Origin of the sequence: Flavobacterium supellecticarium (genome assembly GCF_004801375.1) — a bacterium.
GTDB lineage: Bacteria > Bacteroidota > Bacteroidia > Flavobacteriales > Flavobacteriaceae > Flavobacterium > Flavobacterium supellecticarium.
This window is the reverse complement of the sequence record NZ_SSNZ01000003.1, coordinates 113409-139117: the sequence shown is the minus strand read 5'-3', so window position 1 is coordinate 139117 and position 25709 is coordinate 113409. Positions and strand designations below refer to the sequence as shown.

At 39.1% G+C, this 25709-nt stretch carries 28 protein-coding genes; 7 read left to right on the top strand and 21 right to left on the bottom strand.

Features of this window, described 5'->3' with window-relative positions:
* Window position 1: 1 nt before the first annotated feature.
* The 19 genes from rpsH to rpsL all read right to left on the bottom strand — a co-directional run bounded on the left by rpsH (window position 2) and on the right by rpsL (window position 10212).
* On the bottom strand, window positions 2–400 hold the full coding sequence (gene rpsH, locus E6C50_RS09805) for a 30S ribosomal protein S8 (RefSeq protein WP_136403057.1): 399 nt from the start codon (window positions 398–400) through the stop codon (window positions 2–4).
* A 76-nt stretch (window positions 401–476) separates the two neighbouring features.
* On the bottom strand, window positions 477–746 hold the full coding sequence (rpsN, locus tag E6C50_RS09800) for a 30S ribosomal protein S14 (protein WP_136403056.1): 270 nt from the start codon (window positions 744–746) through the stop codon (window positions 477–479).
* A gap of 3 nt (window positions 747–749) precedes the next feature.
* Complete coding sequence (rplE, locus tag E6C50_RS09795) at window positions 750–1301, bottom strand: 50S ribosomal protein L5 (protein ID WP_136403055.1); 552 nt, start codon at window positions 1299–1301, stop codon at window positions 750–752.
* A 2-nt stretch (window positions 1302–1303) separates the two neighbouring features.
* Entirely contained in the window at window positions 1304–1618 is a 315-nt protein-coding gene (rplX, locus tag E6C50_RS09790) for a 50S ribosomal protein L24 (RefSeq protein ID WP_136403054.1), read from the bottom strand.
* Between the two features lie 12 nt (window positions 1619–1630).
* Complete coding sequence (gene rplN / locus E6C50_RS09785) at window positions 1631–1999, bottom strand: 50S ribosomal protein L14 (protein WP_007803649.1); 369 nt, start codon at window positions 1997–1999, stop codon at window positions 1631–1633.
* A 2-nt stretch (window positions 2000–2001) separates the two neighbouring features.
* Window positions 2002–2259, bottom strand: coding sequence for a 30S ribosomal protein S17 (gene rpsQ / locus E6C50_RS09780; protein ID WP_136403053.1), 258 nt, complete (start codon window positions 2257–2259; stop codon window positions 2002–2004).
* Between the two features lie 17 nt (window positions 2260–2276).
* Entirely contained in the window at window positions 2277–2468 is a 192-nt protein-coding gene (gene rpmC / locus E6C50_RS09775) for a 50S ribosomal protein L29 (RefSeq protein WP_136403052.1), read from the bottom strand.
* A gap of 12 nt (window positions 2469–2480) precedes the next feature.
* Entirely contained in the window at window positions 2481–2900 is a 420-nt protein-coding gene (gene rplP / locus E6C50_RS09770; RefSeq protein WP_136403051.1) for a 50S ribosomal protein L16, read from the bottom strand.
* A gap of 18 nt (window positions 2901–2918) precedes the next feature.
* Window positions 2919–3650: a 30S ribosomal protein S3 gene (gene rpsC, locus E6C50_RS09765; protein WP_136403050.1), complete on the bottom strand. Its 732-nt coding sequence runs from the start codon at window positions 3648–3650 to the stop codon at window positions 2919–2921.
* A 5-nt stretch (window positions 3651–3655) separates the two neighbouring features.
* A complete protein-coding gene (gene rplV, locus E6C50_RS09760; RefSeq protein WP_136403049.1) occupies window positions 3656–4066 on the bottom strand; it encodes a 50S ribosomal protein L22 in 411 nt (136 codons plus the stop codon).
* Window positions 4067–4075: 9 nt separating this feature from the next.
* Complete coding sequence (gene rpsS / locus E6C50_RS09755; RefSeq protein WP_014085019.1) at window positions 4076–4354, bottom strand: 30S ribosomal protein S19; 279 nt, start codon at window positions 4352–4354, stop codon at window positions 4076–4078.
* Window positions 4355–4364: 10 nt separating this feature from the next.
* Window positions 4365–5189 carry a 50S ribosomal protein L2 gene (gene rplB / locus E6C50_RS09750; RefSeq protein ID WP_136403048.1) on the bottom strand — a complete coding sequence of 275 codons (825 nt, stop codon included), beginning with the start codon at window positions 5187–5189 and terminating at the stop codon, window positions 4365–4367.
* A gap of 6 nt (window positions 5190–5195) precedes the next feature.
* The gene (rplW, locus tag E6C50_RS09745; protein ID WP_136403047.1) at window positions 5196–5486 is read right to left on the bottom strand and encodes a 50S ribosomal protein L23; all 291 of its coding nucleotides are present in this window, start codon (window positions 5484–5486) and stop codon (window positions 5196–5198) included.
* Window positions 5487–5493: 7 nt separating this feature from the next.
* Window positions 5494–6123: a 50S ribosomal protein L4 gene (gene rplD, locus E6C50_RS09740; RefSeq protein WP_136403046.1), complete on the bottom strand. Its 630-nt coding sequence runs from the start codon at window positions 6121–6123 to the stop codon at window positions 5494–5496.
* Window positions 6123–6740: a 50S ribosomal protein L3 gene (rplC, locus tag E6C50_RS09735; protein ID WP_136403045.1), complete on the bottom strand. Its 618-nt coding sequence runs from the start codon at window positions 6738–6740 to the stop codon at window positions 6123–6125. Before rplC ends, rplD begins: the two co-directional genes overlap by 1 nt.
* 116 nt (window positions 6741–6856) lie before the next feature.
* Window positions 6857–7162, bottom strand: a complete 306-nt coding sequence (gene rpsJ / locus E6C50_RS09730) for a 30S ribosomal protein S10 (protein ID WP_136403044.1) — start codon at window positions 7160–7162, stop codon at window positions 6857–6859.
* An 11-nt stretch (window positions 7163–7173) separates the two neighbouring features.
* Window positions 7174–9309, bottom strand: coding sequence for an elongation factor G (gene fusA, locus E6C50_RS09725; protein ID WP_136403043.1), 2136 nt, complete (start codon window positions 9307–9309; stop codon window positions 7174–7176).
* Between the two features lie 19 nt (window positions 9310–9328).
* Entirely contained in the window at window positions 9329–9805 is a 477-nt protein-coding gene (gene rpsG / locus E6C50_RS09720; RefSeq protein ID WP_136403042.1) for a 30S ribosomal protein S7, read from the bottom strand.
* A 26-nt stretch (window positions 9806–9831) separates the two neighbouring features.
* A complete protein-coding gene (rpsL, locus tag E6C50_RS09715; RefSeq protein ID WP_114757561.1) occupies window positions 9832–10212 on the bottom strand; it encodes a 30S ribosomal protein S12 in 381 nt (126 codons plus the stop codon).
* 179 nt (window positions 10213–10391) lie between these two features.
* Between rpsL and E6C50_RS09710 the strand changes: the two genes are divergently transcribed.
* From E6C50_RS09710 to rlmB, 6 genes are all read left to right on the top strand, one after another.
* Window positions 10392–12056: a BamA/TamA family outer membrane protein gene (locus tag E6C50_RS09710; RefSeq protein WP_136403041.1), complete on the top strand. Its 1665-nt coding sequence runs from the start codon at window positions 10392–10394 to the stop codon at window positions 12054–12056.
* Between the two features lie 78 nt (window positions 12057–12134).
* A complete protein-coding gene (locus E6C50_RS09705) occupies window positions 12135–15362 on the top strand; it encodes a SusC/RagA family TonB-linked outer membrane protein (RefSeq protein ID WP_136403040.1) in 3228 nt (1075 codons plus the stop codon).
* A 1-nt stretch (window position 15363) separates the two neighbouring features.
* The gene (locus E6C50_RS09700; RefSeq protein ID WP_136403039.1) at window positions 15364–16824 is read left to right on the top strand and encodes a SusD/RagB family nutrient-binding outer membrane lipoprotein; all 1461 of its coding nucleotides are present in this window, start codon (window positions 15364–15366) and stop codon (window positions 16822–16824) included.
* A 378-nt stretch (window positions 16825–17202) separates the two neighbouring features.
* A complete protein-coding gene (locus E6C50_RS09695; RefSeq protein WP_136403038.1) occupies window positions 17203–20322 on the top strand; it encodes a SusC/RagA family TonB-linked outer membrane protein in 3120 nt (1039 codons plus the stop codon).
* A 20-nt stretch (window positions 20323–20342) separates the two neighbouring features.
* The gene (locus tag E6C50_RS09690) at window positions 20343–21917 is read left to right on the top strand and encodes a SusD/RagB family nutrient-binding outer membrane lipoprotein (RefSeq protein ID WP_136403037.1); all 1575 of its coding nucleotides are present in this window, start codon (window positions 20343–20345) and stop codon (window positions 21915–21917) included.
* Window positions 21918–21987: 70 nt separating this feature from the next.
* The gene (gene rlmB / locus E6C50_RS09685; protein ID WP_136403036.1) at window positions 21988–22722 is read left to right on the top strand and encodes a 23S rRNA (guanosine(2251)-2'-O)-methyltransferase RlmB; all 735 of its coding nucleotides are present in this window, start codon (window positions 21988–21990) and stop codon (window positions 22720–22722) included.
* Window positions 22723–22754: 32 nt separating this feature from the next.
* Here rlmB and E6C50_RS09680 read toward each other — a convergent pair whose 3' ends face one another.
* A complete protein-coding gene (locus tag E6C50_RS09680) occupies window positions 22755–23561 on the bottom strand; it encodes a rhomboid family intramembrane serine protease (RefSeq protein WP_136403035.1) in 807 nt (268 codons plus the stop codon).
* 128 nt (window positions 23562–23689) lie between these two features.
* Between E6C50_RS09680 and E6C50_RS09675 the strand changes: the two genes are divergently transcribed.
* On the top strand, window positions 23690–24967 hold the full coding sequence (locus E6C50_RS09675) for a replication-associated recombination protein A (RefSeq protein ID WP_136403034.1): 1278 nt from the start codon (window positions 23690–23692) through the stop codon (window positions 24965–24967).
* Here the strand turns inward: E6C50_RS09675 and E6C50_RS09670 are convergent.
* Window positions 24964–25707 (bottom strand): hypothetical protein, encoded by a 744-nt coding sequence (locus E6C50_RS09670; RefSeq protein ID WP_136403033.1) that lies wholly within the window; start codon window positions 25705–25707, stop codon window positions 24964–24966. The two genes, E6C50_RS09675 and E6C50_RS09670, sit on opposite strands and share 4 nt — an antisense overlap.
* Window positions 25708–25709: the final 2 nt, after the last annotated feature.

The following is a 25709-nucleotide window of genomic DNA, read 5'->3' as shown; positions in this document are numbered from 1 at the left end:
ATTAGTATACGTAACAAATAACTTCACCACCAACATTCAATTGTTTCGCTTGTTTCCCAGTCATAAGACCTTTAGATGTAGAAACGATAGCGATACCTAAACCATTCAAGATTCTAGGTAGTTTGGCAGCACCTGCGTACTTACGTAAACCTGGTTTACTAATTCTTTGGATATCTTTAATTACAGCCTCTTTAGTCTCTTTGTCGTACTTAAGAGCAATTTTGATAGTACCTTGAACAGTACTGTCTTCAAATTTGTAACTTAAAATATATCCTTGATCGAATAAAATTTTTGTGATTTCTTTTTTCATGTTAGAAGCCGGGATTTCTACCACTTTGTGGTTAGCTCTTACGGCATTTCTGATTCTTGTTAAGAAATCTGCGATAGGATCTGTATACATGTTTATTAATTTGCGATTATGGTTTTCGGTAAATTTTCATTTACCGAACCTTTAATCAATTTATAATTCTTTTATATTACCAGCTAGCTTTTCTAACCCCTGGGATCAATCCATTGTTAGCCATTTCACGGAAAGTTACACGTGAAATACCGAATTGACGCATATACCCTCTTGGTCTTCCTGTTAATTTACAACGGTTGTGTAGACGTACAGGAGAAGCATTTTTTGGTAATTTTTGTAAGCCTTCATAATCTCCAGCTTCTAACAAAGCTTTTCTTTTGTCAGCATACTTGTCTACCAAAGCTTGTCTTTTCACCTCGCGGGCTTTCATTGATTCTTTAGCCATAACTTAATTCTTTTTAAAAGGTAATCCTAATTGTGTTAACAATGACTTCGCTTCTTTGTCTGTCGACGCCGAAGTTACGAAAGTAATATCAAATCCGGCAATTTTGTTTACTTTATCAATATCAATTTCCGGGAAAATGATTTGTTCCAAAACACCTAAGTTGTAATTACCTCTACCATCGAATCCGGTTGCTTTGATACCGCCGAAATCTCTTACACGTGGTAATGCAGAAGTGATCAAACGATCAAGGAATTCATACATTTTTTCACCACGTAAAGTTACTTTAGCACCAATAGGCATTCCTTTTCTTAATTTGAAAGAAGCAACGTCTTTTTTAGAAATGGTAGAAACTGCTTTCTGACCCGTAATTTTTGTTAGCTCCTCAACAGCATGATCTACTAATTTCTTATCTGATACAGCTGCTCCAACACCACGGCTTACAACGATTTTTTCAAGTTTAGGAACCATCATTACGTTTTTGTAACCGTATTCTTCTGTAAGAGCTGCGATAACGCGACTCTTATATTCTTCTTTTAGTCTAGGTATATAAGCCATCACTACAATACTTGATTAGATTTTTTAGAAATTCTCACTTTCTTATCTCCTTCAACTTTCACCCCAACTTTAGTCGCAGACTTAGTTTTAGGATCGATTAAAGCGATGTTAGAGATATGAATAGGAGCTTCTTTTTTCACGATACCACCTTGAGGGTTTTTAGCACTTGGTTTCGTATGTTTCGACACCATGTTAACGCCTTCAATAATCGCTTTGTTTTTCTCGCGAAGTACACGTAAAACTTTACCTTCAGCACCTTTATGGTCACCGGCGATTACTTTTACGATATCTCCTGATTTTATTTTTAGCTTCATCATCTTTACAACGAATTAAAGCACTTCTGGTGCTAATGATACAATTTTCATGAATTGTTTTTCACGAAGTTCTCTGGCTACCGGACCAAAAACACGAGTACCTCTCATTTCACCAGCAGCGTTTAACAATACGCAAGCGTTATCGTCAAATCTGATGTATGAACCATCGGCTCTTCGCACTTCTTTTTTGGTACGTACAACAACTGCAGTGGAAACAGCACCTTTTTTAACGTTACCGTTAGGTGTTGCATCTTTAATAGACACTACAATTTTATCTCCAACAGAGGCATAACGACGTTTCGTTCCTCCTAAAACACGGATAGTTAAAACTTCTTTAGCTCCCGTGTTATCTGCTACTTTTAATCTAGATTCCTGTTGTACCATAATTATTTCGCTCTTTCAATGATTTCAACTAATCTCCAACATTTCGATTTACTTAACGGACGAGTCTCCATGATTCGTACAGTATCTCCAATGTTGCAATCGTTTGTTTCGTCGTGTGCAACGTATTTTTTCGTTTTTAACACGAACTTACCATATAATGGGTGTTTTACTTTTCTTGTTTCAGAAACAACAATAGATTTTTCCATTTTGTTACTAGTAACAACACCAATTCTTTCTTTTCTTAAATTTCTTTTTTCCATCTTTCAGCAGACTACAATTATTGTAACTCTCTTTTGCTTAGCTCAGTCGCAACTCTAGCAATTGATCTTCTTACAGTTCTTAATTGTAATGGATTTTCAATTGGAGAAATAGCGTGAGCTGTTTTTAGGTCGGCATATGTCTTCTTTAACTGACTAAGTTGTCCTTGTAACTCAGCTGCAGATAGATTTTTAATTTCTGATTGTTTCATAATAAAAATTGATTATGCTTCGAAATCTCTAGCAACGATAAACTTAGTTTTAACAGGAAGTTTTTGAGCAGCAAGACGTAACGCCTCTTTTGCTACAGATAGAGGAACTCCTCCAACTTCAAACATAATTCTTCCAGGTTTCACAACTGCAGCCCAATATTCAACTGCACCTTTACCTTTACCCATACGTACTTCAAGAGGTTTCTTGGTGATAGGCTTGTCTGGGAAAATTTTAATCCACAACTGACCTTCTCTTTTCATGTAACGCGTTGCAGCAATACGAGCTGCTTCGATTTGACGAGAAGTAATGAAAGTTGAATCTAAAGATTTAATACCAAACATTCCATTAGAAAGTTCATGTCCTCTTTGAGAAATGCCTTTCATTTTACCCTTCTGTACCTTACGGTATTTTGTTCTTTTAGGCTGTAACATTTTTCTTTAGTTTAAAAATTACTTTCTTTTGCGTTGGTTTGGTCTACCATTTCCTTTTGCAGGAGAAGATCCTGAAGGTTTAGACTGTTTTTTGTCCATACCTACTAACGGAGAAAGATCTCTCTTACCGTAAACTTCACCTTTCATGATCCACACTTTGATTCCCATTCTACCGTAAGTAGTATGTGCTTCAGCAAGTGAGTAATCGATGTCAGCTCTGAAAGTTGATAGAGGAATACGACCTTCTTTGAACATTTCTGAACGTGCCATTTCAGCTCCATTCAAACGACCAGAGATCATAACTTTGATACCTTCAGCGTTCATACGCATAGCAGCAGCAATAGCCATTTTAATAGCACGTCTGTACGAAATACGACTTTCGATCTGACGCGCGATACTTGTACCTACTAAGTAAGCATCAAGTTCTGGTCTTTTAATTTCAAAGATGTTGATTTGAACCTCTTTGTCAGTAATTTTCTTAAGCTCTTCTTTTAACTTGTCTACCTCTTGTCCACCTTTTCCGATAATGATACCAGGTCTGGCAGTAGTGATAGTAACGGTTACAAGTTTTAAAGTTCTCTCGATGATTACTTTTGATACACTAGCTTTTGATAAACGAGCATGAATGTACTTTCTGATTTTGTGGTCTTCGGCAAGTTTATCACCGTAGTCATTTCCACCATACCAGTTAGAATCCCATCCTCTGATGATACCAAGGCGATTTCCGATTGGATTTGTCTTTTGTCCCATCTTTATTAATTGCTTTGTGTGTTATTAATATCTCCAATCACGATTGTAACGTGGTTAGAACGTTTTCTGATTCTGTGCGCGCGACCTTGTGGAGCTGGGCGAAGTCTTTTTAACATCATACCACCATCAACACGGATCTCTTTTACGAATAAGCCTGCTTCTTCCATATTAGCATCTGCGTTTTTAGCTTGCCAGTTAGCGATAGCTGATAACAACAGTTTCTCTAATTTACGAGAAGCTTCTTTTGAACTAAATCTTAATATATTAAGAGCTTTTTCTACCTTCTGACCTCTAACTAAATCTGCCACTAAGCGCATTTTTCTAGGTGAAGTAGGGCAGTTATTTAGCTTAGCAAATGCAATTTGCTTATTAGCTTCTTTAATCTGCTCGGCTCTTTCTCTTTTACGAACTCCCATAGCTTCTTATTATTTTTTACCTTTATTTTTAGCTCCAGCATGACCTCTAAAAGATCTTGTTGGCGAAAACTCTCCTAATTTATGACCTACCATGTTTTCTGTTACGTAAACAGGTACAAATTGACGACCGTTGTGAACTGCGATAGTTTGTCCAACAAAATCCGGAGTAATCATAGAAGCTCTAGACCAAGTCTTTACTACTCCTTTATTACCTTTTTCGATATTTTCCTGAACTTTTTTATCTAATTTATAGTGTACAAAAGGTCCTTTTTTTAATGAACGTGCCATGTCTTACTTATTATTTCTTTCTACGTTCTACGATATACTTATTACTCGGGTTAACTTTAGAACGAGTTCTATAACCTTTAGCAGGTAAACCTTTTCTTGAACGTGGATGTCCTCCAGAAGAACGTCCTTCTCCACCACCCATTGGGTGATCTACTGGGTTCATAGCTACCGGTCTAGTTCTCGGTCTTCTACCTAACCATCTTGATCTACCAGCTTTACCAGAAACGATCAATTGGTGGTCTGAGTTAGATACTGCTCCAATTGTTGCAGAACAAGTCAACAAGATTAATCTTGTCTCTCCTGAAGGCATTTTGATTGTAGCATATTTACCGTCTCTCGCCATTAACTGAGCAAAAGTACCAGCCGAACGAGCGATAACCGCACCTTGTCCTGGTCTTAACTCAATACAAGAAATAACAGTTCCTAGAGGAATTTTACTTAAAGGTAAAGTATTACCAATTTCTGGAGCCGCATCCGGACCAGAAACTACAGTTTGTCCTACTTGTAAACCATTTTGAGCGATGATATACGTTTTAGCACCATCTGCATAGTACAATAACGAAATAAACGCTGAACGATTCGGATCATACTCGATTGTTTTAACTGTTGCAGGAATTCCCACTTTAGTTCTTTTAAAATCGATGATACGATACTTTTGTTTGTGACCACCACCTGTGTAGCGCATGGTCATCTTTCCTTGACTATTTCTACCTCCAGAGTTTTTTTTCGGTGCGATCAAAGAACGCTCCGGCTTATCAGTTGTAATAGTGTCAAAGCTATTCACAACTCTAAAACGCTGACCCGGGGTAATAGGTTTTAATTTTCTAACTGACATTTTCTATTAGATATTATTATAAAAATCTATTGTTTCTCCTTCTTGTACTTGAACTACCGCTTTTTTGTAAGCATTAGTCTTTCCACTGATTAAACCACTCTTAGTGTATTTAACCGTTCTATCAGCTCTGTAATTCATTGTATTTACAGCAACCACATTCACACCATAAGCCGCTTCAACAGCATTTTTGATTTGAATTTTGTTCGCTTTTTTATCAACAACGAAACCAAAGCGGTTAAAAACTTCTCCGTCTTTGGTAATTTTTTCAGTAATGATAGGTTTAATTATGATACTCATAGCCCTATTATTTGCTTAAATTTTCTTCAATTCCTTCTAATGAACCTTCTAAAAGCACTAAACTATTTGCATTCAAAATAGCATAAGTACTTAATTCTGAAGTAGTTACAACAGTAGAAGCCTTTAAATTGCGTGACGACAAATATACATTTTTATTTGATTCACCCAACACAAATAAAGATTTTTTGTTTTCTAACCCTAAAGCTTTCAATACGTTAATGAAATTTTTAGTGTTTGGTGTTTCAAATGTAAAGTCTTCAAGAACTACTAAATTTGACTCACTTGCTTTAATTGAGAAAGCTGATTTACGAGCCAATCTCTTTAAAGTTTTGTTCAATTTAAAAGAGTAGCTTCTTTGTCTAGGACCGAAAACCGTACCTCCACCTTTGAACAAAGGAGACTTAACACTTCCCGCACGAGCAGTACCAGTTCCTTTTTGTTTTTTAACCTTACGGGTACTTCCGGTTACTTCAGCTCTTTCTTTAGCTTTGTGAGTACCTTGTCTTTGATTTGCCAAATATTGTTTAACATCAAGATATACCGCATGGTTATTAGGCTCAATTGCGAATACAGAGTCAGCAAGTTGTACTTTACGACCTGTATCTTTTCCGTTGATATCTAATACTTTTACTTCCATTACTTTTGAATGATTACGTAAGAGTTTTTGTGTCCAGGAATAGCTCCTTTAACTAAAAGTAAGTTCTTTTCAGCAACTACTTTTAAAACTCTAAGGTTTTGAACTGTTACATTTTCTCCTCCTGTTCTTCCAGCCATACGCATCCCTTTGAATACTCTAGATGGATAAGATGATGCTCCAACAGAACCTGGTGCTCTCAAACGGTTGTGCTGACCATGAGTAGCCTGTCCAACACCACCAAAACCGTGACGTTTAACAACCCCCTGGAAACCTTTACCTTTTGAAACGCCTACCACGTCCACAAACTCACCTTCACTGAACACATCAACCGTGATTACATCACCTAATTTGTGTTCCGTTACAAAATCCTGGAATTCAACGACTTTCTTTTTCGCAACAGTTCCCGCTTTTTTAAAGTGACCTAACTCAGCTTTAGTAGCGTGTTTTTCTGTTTTGTCATCGAAACCAAGTTGTAACGCTTCATACCCGTCAACCTCATTGGTTCTGACTTGGGTAACAACGCATGGACCAGCTTCGATAACTGTACAAGGAATATTTTTCCCGTTCTCGTCGAAGATACTAGTCATGCCGATTTTTCTACCAATTAACCCAGACATATAAAACTAATTATTAATTACTTATTGAATATTTTTATTTTTAGAGTGCGCAAAAGTAAGCATTAAGTTTTAAATAAAAAAACTTAATGCTTAAATACTTTAAAATGCGAGTTTTATCACACTTTGATTTCTACCTCAACTCCGCTTGGTAACTCTAATTTCATTAGAGCGTCAATTGTTTTTGAAGATGAAGAATAGATATCTAATAATCTTTTGTATGAACTAACTTCGAATTGCTCTCTTGATTTTTTGTTTACGTGTGGAGAACGTAACACAGTGAAAATCTTTTTGTGCGTAGGCAACGGAATTGGACCAGTTACCACAGCTCCTGTACTTTTTACAGTTTTTACGATTTTCTCAGCAGATTTATCCACTAAGTTGTGATCGTAAGACTTTAATTTTATTCTGATTTTTTGACTCATTTTCCTAAAAATTAAGCGTTACCTTTTGCTTTTTTGATTACCTCTTCAGAGATGTTGCTTGGCGTCTCTGCATAGTGCGAGAATTCCATTGTAGATGTTGCTCTACCAGAAGACAATGTTCTTAATGTAGTAACATATCCGAACATTTCAGAAAGCGGCACGCTAGCTTTAACAACTTTAGCACCTGCTCTGTCATCCATGTTGTTGATCTGACCTCTACGACGGTTCAAATCCCCAACGATGTCACCCATGTTCTCTTCCGGAGTCAATACCTCTAACTTCATGATTGGCTCAAGGATTACAGCACCTGCCGCTTTAGCAGATTCTTTATATCCCATTTTAGCAGCCAATTCGAATGAAAGCGCATCGGAATCCACAGGGTGGAAAGATCCATCCAATAAAGTAACTTTTAAACTATCCACTTCATATCCAGCCAAAGGACCTGACTTCATAGCCTCTCTAAATCCTTTTTCAACAGCAGGGATATATTCTTTAGGAACGTTACCACCTTTAACTTCGTTAACGAATTGTAATCCTACAGGCACTTTTCCGTCAACTTCATCAGCAGGCTCGATTCTAAATACGATATCACCGAATTTACCACGTCCACCAGATTGTTTTTTGTACGTTTCTCTGTGTTGAGCAGCTCTTGTAAACGCCTCTTTGTACTCAACCTGTGGCTCACCTTGGTTTACCTCAACTTTGAATTCACGACGCATACGATCTACAATGATATCCAAGTGAAGCTCACCCATACCAGAGATAATCGTTTGTCCTGAAGCATGATCCGTTCTAACTGTAAACGTTGGATCCTCTTCAGCCAATTTCGCTAAAGCCATACCCATTTTATCAACGTCAGCTTTAGTTTTTGGCTCAACAGCGATACCAATTACCGGATCAGGGAATACCATAGACTCTAATACAATCGGATGTTTCTCATCTGACAATGTATCTCCAGTCTTGATATCTTTAAATCCTACAGCAGCTCCGATATCTCCAGCCTCAATATATTCGATTGGATTTTGTTTGTTCGCGTGCATTTGGTAAATACGAGAGATACGCTCTTTGTTACCAGAACGGTTGTTCAATACGTAAGAACCTGCATCTAAACGTCCCGAGTAAGCTCTAAAGAATGCCAAACGACCTACATAAGGGTCAGTAGCAATTTTAAATGCCAAAGCAGCAAATGGCTCACTTACGGATGGTTTACGAGAGATCGGCTCGTCAGTATCCGGATTTGTACCTTCGATAGCCTCTTTATCCAATGGAGAAGGCAAGAATTTACAAACTGAATCCAACATAAACTGAACTCCTTTATTTTTGAATGAAGAACCACACAACATTGGAATAATCGCCATGTCGATAGTTGCTCTTCTTAATGCATTGTTGATTTCTTCCTCAGTAATAGAGCTTTCATCTTCCATGAATTTCTCTAAAAGGTTTTCATCATATGCAGCCACTTCCTCGATTAACTGAGCTCTGTATTGTTTCGCATCAGCAACCATATCTTCAGGAATTGGAATAATATCAAAAGTAGCTCCCTGAGTTTCATCATGCCAAACAATCGCCTGGTTTTTGATCAAATCTACTACTCCTCTAAAGTCTGCTTCATCACCGATTGGCAATACCAATGGCACTGCATTCGATTTCAACATATCTTTAACTTGTTGACAAACTGCTAAGAAGTTTGAACCCTGACGGTCCATCTTGTTAACAAATCCCATACGTGGAACTTTATAGTTATCAGCAAGTCTCCAGTTTGTTTCAGACTGAGGCTCAACTCCGTCAACTGCAGAGAATAAGAATACCAATCCGTCCAATACACGTAGGGAACGGTTTACCTCTACCGTAAAGTCAACGTGACCCGGGGTATCGATAATGTTAAAGTGGTAATCTTTAGTATCAGCAGTAGCTTTACCTTGCTCAGTTGGGAAATTCCAGGTACAGGTTGTAGCCGCAGAAGTAATTGTAATACCTCTTTCTGCTTCCTGCTCCATCCAGTCCATTGTTGCAGCACCTTCGTGTACTTCACCAATTTTGTGTGTTTTCCCGGTATAAAATAAAATACGCTCTGTTGTTGTAGTTTTACCCGCATCAATGTGAGCAGCAATCCCGATATTTCTAGTATATTTTAAATCTCTAGCCATTTCTAATGTTTCTTATGAATTAAAATCTAAAGTGAGAGAATGCTTTGTTCGCTTCCGCCATTTTGTGAGTATCCATTCTTTTCTTAACAGCAGCACCTTCTTCTTTTGCAGCAGCCAAGATTTCAGAAGCAAGTTTCCCTGCCATAGATTTCTCATTTCTTTTTCTAGCGTAAAGAATCATCCATTTCATCGCCATAGAGATTTTTCTGTCCGGACGAATCTGCATCGGGATTTGGAAAGTAGCTCCTCCTACACGACGAGAACGAACTTCAACGTGAGGCATAACATTAGTTAATGCATCTTTCCAGATTTCCAAAGAGGATTTTTCTGCATCTTGCTTTTTAGTCTCAACGATCTCTAAAGCATCATAGAATACTTTGAAAGCAGTCGATTTTTTACCATCCCACATTAAGTTATTTACAAAACGCGTTACTAACTGGTCGTTAAATTTCGGATCTGGTAAAAGAGGTCTTTTTTTGGCCTGTCTTTTTCTCATGTCTTTTCTTTAAAAGTTTTTAAAAATTACTTTTTGTCTTTAGGGCGTTTAGCACCATACTTAGATCTTCTTTGAGTTCTACCGTTAACTCCGGCAGTATCCAAAGCACCACGAACGATGTGGTATCTAACTCCTGGTAAATCTTTTACCCTTCCACCTCTAACTAATACTATCGAGTGCTCTTGTAGATTGTGTCCTTCTCCTGGGATGTAAGCATTCACTTCATTACCATTTGTCAAACGTACACGCGCAACTTTACGCATTGCAGAGTTTGGTTTCTTTGGTGTAGTAGTGTAAACACGCGTACAAACCCCTCTTCTTTGAGGACAAGAATCTAAAGCAGCCGATTTACTCTTCTTAGTTATCTGGGCTCTCCCTGTTCTTACTAATTGTTGAATTGTTGGCATAATGTTTAATAAAATTTCTAACGTTATTAAATTCCCGCTTTTTACGGGGTTGCAAATGTAGAAATTATTTTCAACAAATCAAATCATAAATCATTAATTTTCAACCACATTAATCAACAAATAACTTCTGCATACTTTTTTGTAAATTTTGCGTTATTTTTACCAAAACAATTTAGTCTTTGAAAAAGCTATTTTTACTTACCCTTTTCCTGCTTCTTTCACTATCTGGAAAGACCCAGAACCTCTATTTAAAAATCGAAGGCAACTCCGCTACACAAAGCATATTGATCGACAGTATCGGCTACCAATCAAAACATAGCAATACCAAATCGATACTCGACGAAAGCCACAATTTCTCCAACACTCTGTTAAAGATTGGCTACCTCGAAAATAGTTTACTGGATCAAAAAAAAGTAAATGACAGCACATTTCTTTTCCGATACGACCTGGGCAAAAAAACCAATAGCATCCATATATTCACTAAAAATATAACCGTTGCGGTCCGCGATTTACTCAACTTAAATAAGGACACCCTGATCATTCCCCTTTCCGGAGTAGAAGATTTTATGAACACCAATATTCACCTACTCGAAAAAAAAGGATATTCTTTAAGCAGCATCCAACTGATCAACCATAAAAAATATCAAAATACGCTATATGCCGAATTAAAAATCGACACCGAAAAAAAACGCATTCTGGATGATATCATCATTGCAGGTTACCCTAAATTTCCGGAAGGTATCCGTAGAAACATCGTACGCCAAAACCGAAAACGCATTTTTAACCAGAACAACCTCAAAGAAATTCACAGCAACTTTAACGCCCTGCCTTTCGTTAATCAAATTAAATATCCGGAAATCCTATTTACCACCGACAGCACCAAAGTATATGTATATCTGGAAAAAGCACGACCGAATCGTTTTGATGGATTTGTCGGTTTTTCAAATGACGATAATGGTTCCGTAAAATTCAACGGTTACCTCGACCTGCTTTTAAACAACATCCTAAATGCCGGAGAAAAATTCAACCTCTACTGGAAAAACGACGGAAAAGAACAAACCACCTTTACTCTAGGCGCCGAAATCCCTTATCTGTTTAAAAGCCCACTGGGAATAAAAGGAAGTTTAAAAATCTTTAAACAGGATAGCACCTTTCAAAATACCTCATCCGACATCAATCTGGGCTATTACTTCAATTATAATTCCAAAGTGTTTTTGGGTTATCAGGAAACCGAATCGGTCGACATTCAAAAAGCCAACTCCAGCAGTCTCAGCAATTACAACAACTCCTTCGTAACCGGAACCTACGAATATGCACAATACAATCCGGAAGACTTTTTATTTCCGGAAAAAACCAGTTTTCTGATACGAACCGGACTCGGTAGCCGAAAATCAAAAAACGAAACCAACGACCAATATTTCGTTCAGCTCAATGCTTCCCACAACATTTACCTCAACCGGAGGAACATTTTCAACATCCGTAACCAAACCTTCTATCTCCAAAGTGATCATTATATAATTAATGAACTCTATCGCTTTGGCGGCATCAACTCGATACGCGGTTTTAACGAAAATAGTTTACAGGCAAGTTTATATTCCGGCTTACTTATCGAATACCGTTACATACTCGCCTCCAATATTTATGTTCATTCTATAACAGACTTCGCTTATTTTGAAGATAAAATCACAAACCATAAAGATAACCTACTCGGATTAGGCTTTGGCTTCGGATTATTAACAAAGACAGGGCTTTTTAACATAATTTATGCCAATGGAAGCGCGAAAAATAACGAAATACAACTTTCGAACTCAATAATTCACATTAGCTTCAAAACAAAATTTTAGCATTTTTTTTACATTTATTTTGGTTTGTTATGATTTTTTTTAAGAAATTTGATTGCATAACCGTAATCAAAAACCAAAATGAGAGTAAAAATCAAGTCCTTTTTAACACTTTTTTTAGTGTTACTGGTGCAAAATCTGATTGCACAGGAAAGAATCGTTTCGGGAAAAGTAACCGACACAAATGGTTTGCCCTTACCCGGAGTTAGCGTAGTTGAAAAAGGAACTACCAATGGAACCCAAACCGATTTTGACGGTAATTACAAAGTTAAAGTTGCCCCAACAGCAACACTGGTTTACACTTTTATTGGTATGAGAACCCAGGAAGTAAAAGCCAGCACTACCGTATTAAATGTAAAAATGGAAGACGAAGCCAAAGTACTGGAAGGGGTTGTTGTAACCGCTTTAGGTATTTCGAGGGATAAAAAATCTTTGGGATATTCTTCACAAAAACTGGATGAAAGAGCTGTTAACTCATCACCTACCGTAAACTTCCTAAACAACTTATCTGGAAAAGTTTCCGGTTTGGAAGTGAAAACAAACTCAAATTTTGGAGGATCAACGAATATTGTTTTACGAGGATCCAAAAGTTTAACAGGAAACAATCAGGCCTTAATGGTTGTAGATGGTGTCCCTATTAGCAACTCCAACCTGAATTCGGATTATACACAAAGTGGTAGAAGAGGTTTTGACTACGGGAACTCCGCTTCCGATATCGACCCAAACAATATTGAATCGATTACCGTTTTAAAAGGCGCTGCCGCTACCGCACTATATGGTAGCCAGGCAGCCAACGGAGCTATTATGATCACCACAAAAAAAGGTAAGAAAAACAACGCTATGGGCGTTAGCATTAGCTCTACCACCTCTATTGGTTCTTACGATAAAAAGACTTTTGCCAAATATCAAAAAGGATATGGAGCCGGTGGTTATTCCGGAGCCGATGACAGCTTCATTACGACAGATGTTAATGGCGACGGTATAAACGACCTACTATTAGACATGACCGCCGATGCCTCATATGGTAACGCTTTTAATCCCAATTTAATGGTTTACCAATGGAACGCATTCGATCAGGGAAATCCAAACTTTGGAAAACCAACACCTTGGGTAGCCGGTGCAAACGATCCGGGCACTTTCTTTAAAAATTCATTCAGCACCATAAATAGCATAAACATTAATGGAGGTGACGAAAAAAACACCTACAACTTTAGCTATACGAACAACAACGAAACCGGTATACTTCCAAACAGTATCCTGAATCGTAACATTATCAATGGTAATTTTGGCCGTGATCTGAACGATAAAATCAAAGCGACCACCTTCTTTACCTATGTGAACCAAAACACCACAGGTCGTAACAGTATTGGATATAACGACAACATCATAACCGGATTCAGACAATGGTGGCCAACAAATATTGACATTGCAGAATTACGAAATTCATATTTCAGAAACATGACAAATGCTACCTGGAACATGAACAGCCCTGTAGACGGCGACTTTTCACCGGCCTATTGGAACAATCCGTATTGGGATCGATACGAAAACTATTCGAGCGATAAAAGAACACGTTTCTTAGCCGGAGCAACCATATCAGCCGATGTCGTTAAAAATGTGAACATTTTAGGACGGGTAACCATTGACAATTCATTCGATCGTCAGGAAATCCGAAAAGCTATTGGTAGTCACGCCGAAGAATTCGGAATTCAAAATCTTGACGAAACGTCCGGATACAATCTGTATACCCGAAACTTCACACAACAAACCTATGATTTCATTGCCACATATAACTTTAATATGGGTGAAGATTTTTCCGGAAAATTATTAGCCGGATCAACATTTATCAAATCCAATGCCGATTCATTTGAAAGTTCCACAATCGGAGGATTGGTAGCCCCTCATCTTTTCACACTGGCCAATTCAAAATCGTTTGTTGCACCAATAGAAAGTGAAATCGATTATCAGAAATTGGGTCTATATGCCCAGGCATCCTTCGACTATAAGAGAACCATTTTCATAGAAGGTTCCTTCCGAAGAGATCAGTCAACAGCATTACCAACCAACAACAACAAATACAACTATTATTCTGTTGGAGCGAGTTTAATTGCCTCCGAATTCATCAACGCACCGTGGTTAAGCAACTTAAAACTAAGAGGAAACTATGCTGTTGTAGGTAACGACCCTGCGCCGGGATTAATCGGATCAAAAGTAAACAATGGAATCATTGGCGGAAACCTGATGTTTTCAAACGGAACCGTATACTCCGATTTCAACTCTTTAAAAGCAGAAAAACTAAAAAGCTGGGAATTTGGTCTTGAGGCAGCAATGTTTAAAAACCGATTAAATTTCGACGTATCCCTATACCAGAGTAACACTACAGACCAGATTTACAATGTACCACAATCCACTTCTACCAGCTATGCCACCTCACGAATCAATGCCGGTGAAATGCGAAACAGAGGTATTGAAGCTTCGTTATTCGGATCACCTATTAAAACAGAAGATTTTGAATGGCAGATTGCAATTAACTGGTCCAAAAACAAAAATGAGGTCGTATCCTTAAATCAGGGAAGAGACAACCTGCAGCTGGCCACTTTCCAAAGTGGTGTGAGTTTAAATGCCACCGTTGGAGAACCGTACGGAACACTTAGAGGAACCGACTATGTATACGACGCCAATGGAAACAAAGTAGTAGACAGTGACGGTTACTATTTAACAGCCACCAACAAAGTAATTGGTAACATTCAGGCCGACTGGATTGGAGGTATTTCCAACCGTTTCACCTATAAAAATGTATCGTTGAATTTCCTTATCGACGTAAAACAGGGCGGAGATTTATATTCCCTGGATATGGCCTACGGTTTATACAGTGGTATCTATCCGGAAACAGCCGGACTTAACGACTTAGGCAATCCGGTTCGAAACTCGATAGCGAATGGTGGTGGTGTTATTTTAGAAGGTGTTTATGCCGATGGCACACCAAACACAACACGAATTGAAGCCAATTATGTAGGATCGGCCTTTGGTACACAATCGGCGCCGGCAAAAGCATTTATTTACGATGCCTCCTATGTTAAGCTAAGAGAAGTTGGACTATCCTATAACTTTAACAACAAACTTCTGGAACGAACATTCTTCAAATCACTATCGTTAAGTCTTTTAGGAAACAACTTATGGATTATAGACAAAAACGTTCCATATGCCGATCCGGAAGCGGGCACATCATCTGGTAACATACAAGGATACCAGTCCGGAGTGATGCCAACTACAAGAGTATATTCGTTAAATATTAAAGCAAGTTTCTAAGATGAAAAAGATATTTTATACCTCGATACTTGTATCATTACTTACTGTTGGATGTATTAGTGATGATTCAACCTACAACTATGATAAAGACAAATCATACGATGTTCCTGCGGAAAATCTTTTCACGAATGCTCAAAAAGCTTTAGTCGATCAGATGACAACGCCGAGTGTTAACTTAAATCCATTCCGCTTTTTCTCCCAATTTTGGGCAGCTACACAATACCCGGAAGAATCAAGATACGATTTAAGAACCCGAAATGTTTCCAACAACCACTGGAACGCCTTATACAGAACCGTTTTAGGAAATCTGGAAACAGCCAAACAGGTAATCGACACCGAAACCCAACCGGCTACAATGTCGTCGGCCCAATGGCAAACACAGCAAAAAAATAAAAAAGCGGTTATTGAGATCCTTCAGGTATATACTTTCCAGATTCTGGTCGATTCATTTGGTGACGTTCCGTATTCCGAATCCTTACAGGCAACCATTGTATTACCGAAATACGACAACGATTCCGACATCTATCCGGCATTGATTACACGATTAAATGCAGCGATTGCCAATCTGGATACTTCCGAAATCTCCTTCAGTACCGGTGATTTTATTTATCAAGGTGATGTTTCCAAATGGAAAACGTTTGCGAACTCCTTAAAAGTAAAACTAGCGATCAACCTTGCCGATGTAAATACTTCACTGGCACAAACTACAATTCAGGATGCCGTTACCGCCGGAGTAATTTTAAACAATGGTGATAATGCTAAATTTGCATATCCGGGCGCCGCACCCATGTACAATCCAATTTATGCGAATCTGGTAGCCAGCAACCGTAACGACTTTGTTTCTTCAAAAACCATTGTTGATGAAATGAACAACCTGAGCGACCCGCGCAGAGCCGAATACTTTGAACTTAAAAACGGCAACTATATCGGCGGAATTAATGGTGCTGCAAACGTATATCAAAACTTTTCACCTATCGGAAACACATTAAAAGCCGATAATTTCCCAAGTTACTTAATGGAAGCTTCGGAAGTGAACTTTTATTTAGCGGAAGCAGCGGCACGAGGCTATTCAGTAGGTGGCACGGCCGATACATATTACCAAAACGCTATTACAGCTTCGTTCCTTAGTTGGGGACTTACCGCTGGTGACGCGACAACTTATCTTGCAAACCCAAGTGTTAACTATGCGACAGCACCGGGAACCTACAAAGAAAAGATTGGCAAACAAGCCTGGATCGCTTTCTTCAACAGAGGTTTCGAGGCCTGGACGAGTTACAGAAGACTTGACTTCCCGAATCTTGTGGCCCCTTCAAATGCTGTTACAGCAGCCGAAGGACAAGTGCCAAAACGTATGACATATCCGGTAAACGAGCAAACCGTTAACAATGCAAACTGGGTTAGTGCATCCGCAGCCATAGGCGGCGACAAATTACCAACCAAAGTATTTTGGGATGTAAATTAGAAAACGAAGTTCTTTTATTTGAGTTATTTAAAAACCATCACAGCCTTTATGTGGTGGTTTTTTTATTTCCGATAGCCATCCGTATTTTATTTGGTGCCATTTTCAAGACACTTTACTTCCTTATTACCTACTTAAATACACGCAAATACTACTCATTTCTTCACAGAACCGTCTTAAATTAGAAATAACAACAGTATTCGGCATCATGCTTTCAACAAAACGAAACAGAATTCAACAACTATATCCGATTATATTACAGTATCAATAGTAAGAACTAAATCAAACTGTATTATTTTAAAAAAAGCCACTCAATGTCATGTTTTTTGCACATCCTCCATTAAGGCTATAACTTATATGGGAATCAAAAAAAGTAGACCTATGAGAATAAAGTTTATGTTTTTGCTAACCACCATATTAGTAACCCAGTATTTCTTTGCCCAGGAGCGAAATGTAAAAGGTAAGATTACCGATACCAATAACCTACCCATACCGGGTGTCAACGTTATTGAGAAAGGCACAACAAACAGCATTCAGACCGACATCAACGGGGAATATACAATAAAAGTAAGCCCGACAGCCATCCTAACGATTTCATTTCTGGGAATGAAAACAAAAGATGTCAAAGCCGATAGTAACCCTTTAAATATCATCCTGAAACCAGAAGTCACCGAAATGGATACTATTGTTGTAACCGCATTAGGCATCAAAAGAGAAAAAAAAGCTGTTGGCTATTCTGTCCAGGAGATTAAAGGGGACGTAATCAACCACGCCGGGCAAACCAATGCCCTGAGCGCATTATCCGGTAATATTGCCGGAATTCAGGTAACCGCCCCCTCCACTATGGGTGGTTCGTCAAAAATCCTGATCCGGGGTGTGGGTTCCATTACTCGAAATAACAATCCGCTTATTGTGATTGATGGTATTCCGATGGACAATACCAATTACAACAGCTACTCCACCGAAAGCGGCTCAGGCGGCAGGGATTATGGTGATGCCGCAGCCGACATCAATCCGGACGATATCGAATCGGTTTCCGTATTAAAAGGAGGACCGGCTGCCGCCCTATATGGTTCAAGGGCTGCCAATGGTGTGATTATGTATACCACAAAATCCGGTAAAAAAGGAAAATCGGAAATTTCGCTGCAAACCGGTCTAACACTAGAAAACATTTATATCATGCCCAAATTACAAAACCTATATGGTGGCGGTTCATCCACTACTATGGAGACAGCAACCATCAATGGTCAGCTTTACACTCTTGCCGACTATAGAACCGACGAAAGTTGGGGACCAAAGTACAATGCAAACCTTCGGTATCTTCCCTGGAGTGCATTTGATCCGGAATTTCCAAACGACTACCTGGTAACGAAACCTTGGGTTAGCCCCCGAAAAGATGTAAAATCTTTTTTTAATACCGGCTATACCGCTACCACCAGTATGGCAGTGAGTCATGGTACTAAAAACGGTTCTATACGGATGTCACTTTCCAACCAGAATACAACAGGGGTAGTCCCCAATTCAAAATTATCAAAAAACACCTTCTCTATAAATGGAAATACATTACTACACGAAAAACTCCGGCTGGACGGAAGCCTTACCTACACCAACACCAATGCATTTAACCGGCCTACTCAGGGATATGCCGGCAATTCCGTTGCGCAGAAATTTTTCCAGTGGGGACAACGACAACTGGATTTCGACAATCTAAAAAACTACAAACTATCCAATGGAAAACAACGCTCCTGGAACAGAACGTCCTGGCATGATGCCACACCAATGTATTCCGATAACCCGTACTGGACAACTTACGAGAACACTTCCAAAGATCAAAGAACCCGTTTTACCGGAAACCTTAAACTAAAATACAATTTCACCAAAAACCTCTATGCCATCGGAAGCATAAATGGCGACCAATACAATTTTACTATCGAGGACAGAATAGCCGTATATTCACAGGCGATGTCCCGATATTCACAGACTATACGGCAGATCTCAGAGATGAATTACGAAGCGCGAGTGCATTTTGACAAACGCTGGGATCAATTCAGCCTTAACTCATTTGTTGGCATCAACCGTCGGCACAATGAGTATCAGGCTTTATCCGGTAGTACTTCAGGAGGCTTGGTAATCCCTAATTTATACAATCTTACCAATTCGAAAAACCTGGCCACTTCCCAAAATTATTATTCCCAACTGCGTGTCAACAGTATTTATGCCATGGCTTCTTTGGGTTATGCTAATATGTTATATCTGGAAGCAACCAATCGTAAAGACTGGTTTTCTACGGTTGCCCGACCGGCCAATTACCCATCCGTCACCGGTAGTTTTATTTTTTCCGAATTACTAAAAGACGTTTCGTGGTTATCCTATGGAAAACTTAGAAGTGGCTGGGCACAGGTAAGTAATGGAGCCAGTCCCTATTCGATTGTTAATTACTATACTATAAACAGCCCCTTTCAAACGGTTCCTTCCTATTCTAACCCTGTAGCGGCAAACAATTCCGACTTAAGCCCGGAGACAAAAGTTAGCAAGGAAATAGGATTGGAGGTGCGGCTCTTAAAAAACCGCTTGGGTTTCGACCTCTCCCTTTATGAAGACGTGACCCGGGATCTTATTACTCCATTACAGATTACTACAGCAACCGGCTTTTATTCAAAGTACATTAATGCCGGTAAAATGCGTAATCGCGGTATTGAACTTTCGTTATCGCTCACTCCAGTCAAATCGTCAAACTTTAGCTGGGACATCAAGGGTAACTTTTCCAAAAATGACAATAAACTCCTCTCCTTATATAAAGACACCAAATCACGACAATTAGCCTCGGCTCCTTTCCGGGTTAGCCTATTAGCAATTGTTGGCGAAAAATATGGTCAACTATACGGAATTGACTATGCCTATAATGAAGACGGAGAAAAAATAGTCAATGCCAATGGCTTTTACAAAGTAGGGTCGCGAAAAACACTGGGCAGTATTATTCCGGATTACAACATAGGTATTCGAAACAATTTCAATTACAAGCAATGGAATTTAGGTTGCCTGATCGACATTCAAAAAGGGGGAAGTTATTTTTCTACTACCCACATGTATGGTCATTCTTCCGGTATAATGGAAGAAACAGCAGCCAATGGAATACGGGAAAATGGAATAGTACTGGATGGTGTTTTGGAAGATGGAAGTCCAAATACCAAAGTGGTTTCTGCTTACCGATGGGCAAAAGCATACGCGAATAGCGTTGATGCACAAAACGTTTTTGATGCCAGCTATGTTAAACTACGGGAAATGACCTTAAGCTATAGTCTCCCTAAAAAGGCTGTTGGAAAGAAAATAAGTCAAGTAACTTTTTCCGCTTTTGCGCGTAACCTTTTCGCCTGGGGGCTACACTGGAATGGTATGGACCCTGAAAACACCAGCTACGGAAGTGGGAATATACAGGGACTTGAAGGTGGTTCCCTTCCCTCTACCAGAACATACGGAATGAATGTAACAATTAAAATCTGATTAACTTAACTCACAACATCATGAACAAATTAAAATCGATATTCATACCGATAGTACTATTCATAGCACTTTCTTTTTCCAGTTGCACCGATCGGTTTGAAGAAATCAATACCAATCCAAACGAACCTATAAAGGTAAGCACCCCGGGTTTATTTAATAATGTAACAAAAACCATTGTTGGTTCAGCAACAAGAGGATCATTTGGTTCAGCCAGAATGACATTACCTTGGATGCAATACTCCGCACAGCTCAATTATACCGACGAAGATCGGTTCCAGTTTAGAGAAGGTACAAATCACAGATTGTTTAACACCTACTATACCAAGGCTAAAAATCTTAAATCGATACTGGACCTCAATACCGATCCAGTCACAGCTTCCGAAATGTCAACCTATGGTAATTCGACCAACCAGATTGCTGCTGCCCGAATTATGCTGGCCTATATTTTCCACAATTTGGTTGACACTTATGGCGACATTCCGTATTATTCTTTTGGAAATAACGATCCCGATTTTCAGGCATTAGACACCAATAATCCAACGCCTAAGTTTGCCTCTCAACAGAAAATTTATACGGATTTATTAAAAGAATTGAAAGAGGCCGTGGAATCCATCGATTTAAATGATGTGATTTTTTACGAAAACCAGGATCTTCTTTTTGGTAGTGCCGAAAAATTAAAACGATTCGGTAACTCATTGCGGTTACGAATAGGCAACCGGGTAAAAAATGTTATTCCGACAGCTGGAGCTCAAATTCAAGAAGCCATAACATCGGGAGTTATGCAGTCTAACAATGATAGCGTAGGCGTAACTTTCGAAAACAACTCCATCAATCCGGCACCAACCTATGCTTCTTTTTTTATAAGCAACCGCACCGACTATACTGCCTCAAAAACCTTTATTGATCTTTTAAAAGGTCAGATCGGTATTTTTAGTCCCGACCCGAGGTTACAAAAATTCATTGCTCCGGTGGGTACTGCCAAAACGAATTCGTTACAGAAAAACTACCAAGAGACAGACGATCTATCCCGCTATCAGGGAATGCCCTATGGTATTTCTTCACAGCTAACCACCAGTCAGGTTAGACATGTCTCTTTATTTAGTTATAACATTTTCAAACCGGACTATACCGAATATCTCATGGAATATTCTGAAGTAGCCTTTCTGTTGTCTGAAGTAAACGGATGGAATCAGGACTATTATCAAAAGGGAGTGCAGGCATCAATGGAAAAATGGGGTATTTCGCAGGAAAAGATAACCTCATACATAAACGGACTTCCGGCAGCGAATCAGAAAAATGTATTAACGCAAAAATACATCGCTTTGTTTATGCAACCCTATGAAGCCTGGGCTGAATGGAGACGCACCGGATACCCGGACATTCTCATTAAGCCGGGAGGAACCGGAACACTCGTTAATCCGGTTAACAACACGCTAACCTATACTTTTATACCGTTGATTAACTTAACAGAAATGCCGGCTCGGTTAACCTATCCTGCAAACATTCAGGATCTGAACGGAGAACAATACCTTCGGGCAGCGCAAAATATTGGAGGCGACCTTTTAAACACAAAACTAATCTGGGATACCAATTAATTCTATATATCATTCATTTCCTTAAAAACCATCACGCGGTTATGTGATGGTTTTTTCTATCTTTGCCGGTATGGAAAAAGAACATTTAATATTCGGCATCAGAGCAATTATTGAGGCCGTAAATGCAGGAAAAGAAATAGATAAGGTTTTTATTCAAAAAGAAGCGCAGGGCGACCTGATGCAGGAATTGATGAAAACACTCAAAAAGAACAGCATTAATTTTTCATATGTTCCGATAGAAAAACTAAACCGATTAACTTCTAATAATCATCAGGGAGCAGTCGCCAGTATTGCTCCGGTTTCCTTTTACAGTCTTGAATCGCTGGTAGAATCGGTTATTGAAAAAAGTGAAAAACCACTTTTTCTGATTTTAGATCAGTTATCCGATGCCCGTAATTTTGGTGCCATTATCCGAACGGCCGAATGTACCGGTGTTGATGGAATTATTATCCAGAAACAGGGATCCGCTCCGGTTAACGGAGACACGGTAAAAACATCGGCCGGTGCCGTATTCAATGTTCCTATTTGTAAAGTAGACCATATCAAGGATGCTATTTTTTACCTTCAGGGATCGGGCGTTAAAACCGTAGCGGCCACCGAAAAAACCGAAAGCCTTCTTTATGATATTGACCTAAGTGGTCCTTTAGCAATCATCATGGGAAGTGAAGACAAAGGCGTTAATCCTTCGGTATTGAAAATTGTAGATGAAAAAGCAAAATTACCAATGTTTGGAACAATCTCATCGTTGAATGTTTCGGTTGCCTGTGGTGCATTTCTATACGAAACCGTTCGTCAGAGGAGTTAAAAATATAAACACAAAAAAGGATTAAGTAGTACTTAATCCTTTTTTTGTGCCGTATCTCCAGATTCTGTATCCGAATTCGGTTTGTATATAATCCGATAATAAACCGGCATATCCGATTTAAAATAGCTATCGGAAAGCACATCCGGTTCGATTACTTCCAATTCTTCTTCTTTTGGAAGGTTTACAAAATTTCCATTTTCGTCGAAATGTTTCATAAACGCATCCTGCGACGGATCGAAATCGGGATGCTCCCAATCGTAGCGTATTGGCTTTTTATATTCGGGTGTTTTTAGAAAAAACGATAGTAAATACCCCGCAATAAATCCCGACAAGTGTCCTTCCCACGAAATATTGTCTTCCGGATTTGGAAACATATACCAAATCATTCCGCCATACAATACAATAATCGTTAGCGACAAAGCCACCAGTCGGTAGTACTTGGTTTGAATACCTTTAAAAAAGATAAAACTCACCAAAACATAAATCAAACCACTGGCACCAATATGGTAACTTTCCCGGCCAATTAACCAGGTTCCGAAACCCGAAAGCAGGATTCCCAATACGATTACTTCCAATGCCTGTTTCCGATAGAAATATCGCGTAGCAGCAATCAGCATTAATAAAGGTATTGAATTATTATAAAGGTGTTTAATATCGCCATGCAGGAACGGGCTAAACAGTATTCCTTTTAACCCGGACAATGTTCGCGGGTAAATCCCATAATCGGAAAGGCTAATCTTAAACCTGACCTCCACCCAGAAAACCAGCCAGAGTGTCAAAACGAAGTACAAAGGCCAGGCCAGTACCGAAGGTGAAAATTTAAAGTCGATTTCTTTCATGCCATTTATTTCTTCCGGCTACGCATCAAAAACATCACCAAAAAGATTTTAATGCTTTTTTGTCAGTTCTTCTTTTCAAAATTGTATTCCTACTTCATTCAAAAGTTAGTTTTTTGTAATTTTACCACATGGAAGCACCATTGGCAGAACGCATACGTCCGCAACATTTATCCGATTATATTAGTCAGCTACACCTGGTTGGCGAACAGGGTTCTCTAACCCACCAGATTGCACGGGGTATAATCCCGTCGTTAATTTTATGGGGACCACCGGGAACCGGAAAAACAACCCTTGCCCAAATCATGGCACAGGAAAGCAAACGCCCGTTTTATGTTTTAAGCGCCATTAATTCCGGGGTAAAAGACGTACGTGAGGTGATCGATAAAGCCAAACAAAGCGGTGGATTGTTTACAGCTAAAAATCCGATACTATTTATCGATGAGATCCACCGGTTTAGTAAATCACAACAGGATTCCTTATTGGCAGCTGTCGAAAAGGGTTGGGTAACCCTTATTGGAGCGACGACCGAAAATCCGAGTTTCGAAGTCATTCCTGCTTTATTGTCAAGATGTCAGGTTTATATTCTGAATGCCTTTTCCAAAGAAGATCTTGAAGCCTTATTACACCGGGCACTTGAAAAAGATACGATTTTAAAATCAAAAAATATTCGTTTGTTGGAAACCGAAGCGTTACTACGACTTTCGGGCGGAGACGGGCGCAAACTACTCAACATTTTCGAATTGGTGATCAATGCATCCGAAGGCGATACGATTGAAATCACTAATGAAAAAGTCATGCAACTGGTTCAGAAAAACACCGTATTGTACGACAAAACCGGAGAACAACATTATGACATTGTTTCAGCCTTTATAAAATCCATCCGCGGTAGCGATCCAAACGGTGCGGTATACTGGCTGGCCCGAATGATTGAAGGTGGTGAAGATGTTAAATTTATTGCACGTCGCATGCTGATTCTGGCTTCGGAAGACATTGGCAATGCCAATCCTACAGCTTTAATTATGGCCAATAACACCTTTCAGGCAGTAACAACAATTGGTTATCCGGAAAGTCGCATCATATTGAGTCAATGTGCCATTTATCTGGCTACATCACCCAAAAGTAACGCGAGTTATCTGGCTATTGGGAAAGCGCAGCAACTGGTCAAACAAACCGGCGATTTACCGGTTCCGTTACACTTGCGCAACGCGCCTACCAAATTGATGAAAGAATTGGGCTATGGAGACGAATATAAATACGCACACGATTATGCGAACAATTTCGTCGATCAGGAGTTTCTTCCGGACGAATTACAGCAAACTATATTTTACGATCCAGGAAATAATTCCCGGGAAAATGCAACCCGGGATTTTCTAAAAAACCGTTGGAAGGATAAATACAACTATTAGAACTTGATATCCAATTTCTCGGATACCAATTTCTCATTTTGATAGTATTCGAATATCCATTCATTATTCTTTTTGATCAGTACACCCTGAACGCTATCGTTTTTAGCGGTATACAGATCCGGGTTACTGGTTTTAAATATTTTTAAGACGATTTTCGGCGTACTATCCACTAACTGATATCCATTTGTTATCGGCTGCGCGAACAATTGTCCGGATATAATCGTGGTAGTTACCGGGTCTTTTTTTACGGCTTCCTGTACAACCAGATTCTCTGTTACAGGTGGCGCAGGTTTTACTGGCGGAATTGGTAGCGGTTTGGCATCCTGTAATCCCTCTTCAATCGATTTTCCTACAATACGAAATGCCTGAATATAGGCTTTATCGAACTCTTTTAATCGGCTGGTTCCTTCTTCCGAAATAAAAACGGTTTGATTTTTACAATCTGTTAATTCCACTTTAATTTTGGTACTAAAAACCGTATTATCCTCCACCATATTGGCGAACAATGCATTACATCTGTTTTGAGCCACCTCATCCGGCATAACATCCGTATCATACAACACCGTATACCCTTTTTTTTCGAAAACCATTTTGGTTAAAGCATTCAGATTGTATTTATTGGCTTGTTTTAAAAAGGAAAACTTAGCCGGAACAATAACATATTTATAATCCGTTAATCGTTGCGAAAATGCTGTTGCCGAAAGCAACAGGATTGTCAGCATTACGCCTGTCTTTTTCATAT

Coding starts and splice junctions, on each gene's coding strand:
- rpsH (WP_136403057.1), bottom strand. CDS start 400: ATGTATACAGATCCTATCGCAGATTTCTTAACAAGAATCAGAAATGCC.
- rpsN (WP_136403056.1), bottom strand. CDS start 746: ATGGCTAAAGAATCAATGAAAGCCCGCGAGGTGAAAAGACAAGCTTTG.
- rplE (WP_136403055.1), bottom strand. CDS start 1,301: ATGGCTTATATACCTAGACTAAAAGAAGAATATAAGAGTCGCGTTATC.
- rplX (WP_136403054.1), bottom strand. CDS start 1,618: ATGATGAAGCTAAAAATAAAATCAGGAGATATCGTAAAAGTAATCGCC.
- rplN (WP_007803649.1), bottom strand. CDS start 1,999: ATGGTACAACAGGAATCTAGATTAAAAGTAGCAGATAACACGGGAGCT.
- rpsQ (WP_136403053.1), bottom strand. CDS start 2,259: ATGGAAAAAAGAAATTTAAGAAAAGAAAGAATTGGTGTTGTTACTAGT.
- rpmC (WP_136403052.1), bottom strand. CDS start 2,468: ATGAAACAATCAGAAATTAAAAATCTATCTGCAGCTGAGTTACAAGGA.
- rplP (WP_136403051.1), bottom strand. CDS start 2,900: ATGTTACAGCCTAAAAGAACAAAATACCGTAAGGTACAGAAGGGTAAA.
- rpsC (WP_136403050.1), bottom strand. CDS start 3,650: ATGGGACAAAAGACAAATCCAATCGGAAATCGCCTTGGTATCATCAGA.
- rplV (WP_136403049.1), bottom strand. CDS start 4,066: ATGGGAGTTCGTAAAAGAGAAAGAGCCGAGCAGATTAAAGAAGCTAAT.
- rpsS (WP_014085019.1), bottom strand. CDS start 4,354: ATGGCACGTTCATTAAAAAAAGGACCTTTTGTACACTATAAATTAGAT.
- rplB (WP_136403048.1), bottom strand. CDS start 5,189: ATGTCAGTTAGAAAATTAAAACCTATTACCCCGGGTCAGCGTTTTAGA.
- rplW (WP_136403047.1), bottom strand. CDS start 5,486: ATGAGTATCATAATTAAACCTATCATTACTGAAAAAATTACCAAAGAC.
- rplD (WP_136403046.1), bottom strand. CDS start 6,123: ATGGAAGTAAAAGTATTAGATATCAACGGAAAAGATACAGGTCGTAAA.
- rplC (WP_136403045.1), bottom strand. CDS start 6,740: ATGTCTGGGTTAATTGGTAGAAAAATCGGCATGACTAGTATCTTCGAC.
- rpsJ (WP_136403044.1), bottom strand. CDS start 7,162: ATGAGTCAAAAAATCAGAATAAAATTAAAGTCTTACGATCACAACTTA.
- fusA (WP_136403043.1), bottom strand. CDS start 9,309: ATGGCTAGAGATTTAAAATATACTAGAAATATCGGGATTGCTGCTCAC.
- rpsG (WP_136403042.1), bottom strand. CDS start 9,805: ATGAGAAAAAGACAGGCCAAAAAAAGACCTCTTTTACCAGATCCGAAA.
- rpsL (WP_114757561.1), bottom strand. CDS start 10,212: ATGCCAACAATTCAACAATTAGTAAGAACAGGGAGAGCCCAGATAACT.
- E6C50_RS09705 (WP_136403040.1), top strand. CDS start 12,135: ATGAGAGTAAAAATCAAGTCCTTTTTAACACTTTTTTTAGTGTTACTG.
- E6C50_RS09700 (WP_136403039.1), top strand. CDS start 15,364: ATGAAAAAGATATTTTATACCTCGATACTTGTATCATTACTTACTGTT.
- E6C50_RS09695 (WP_136403038.1), top strand. CDS start 17,203: ATGAGAATAAAGTTTATGTTTTTGCTAACCACCATATTAGTAACCCAG.
- E6C50_RS09690 (WP_136403037.1), top strand. CDS start 20,343: ATGAACAAATTAAAATCGATATTCATACCGATAGTACTATTCATAGCA.
- rlmB (WP_136403036.1), top strand. CDS start 21,988: ATGGAAAAAGAACATTTAATATTCGGCATCAGAGCAATTATTGAGGCC.
- E6C50_RS09680 (WP_136403035.1), bottom strand. CDS start 23,561: ATGAAAGAAATCGACTTTAAATTTTCACCTTCGGTACTGGCCTGGCCT.
- E6C50_RS09675 (WP_136403034.1), top strand. CDS start 23,690: ATGGAAGCACCATTGGCAGAACGCATACGTCCGCAACATTTATCCGAT.
- E6C50_RS09670 (WP_136403033.1), bottom strand. CDS start 25,707: ATGAAAAAGACAGGCGTAATGCTGACAATCCTGTTGCTTTCGGCAACA.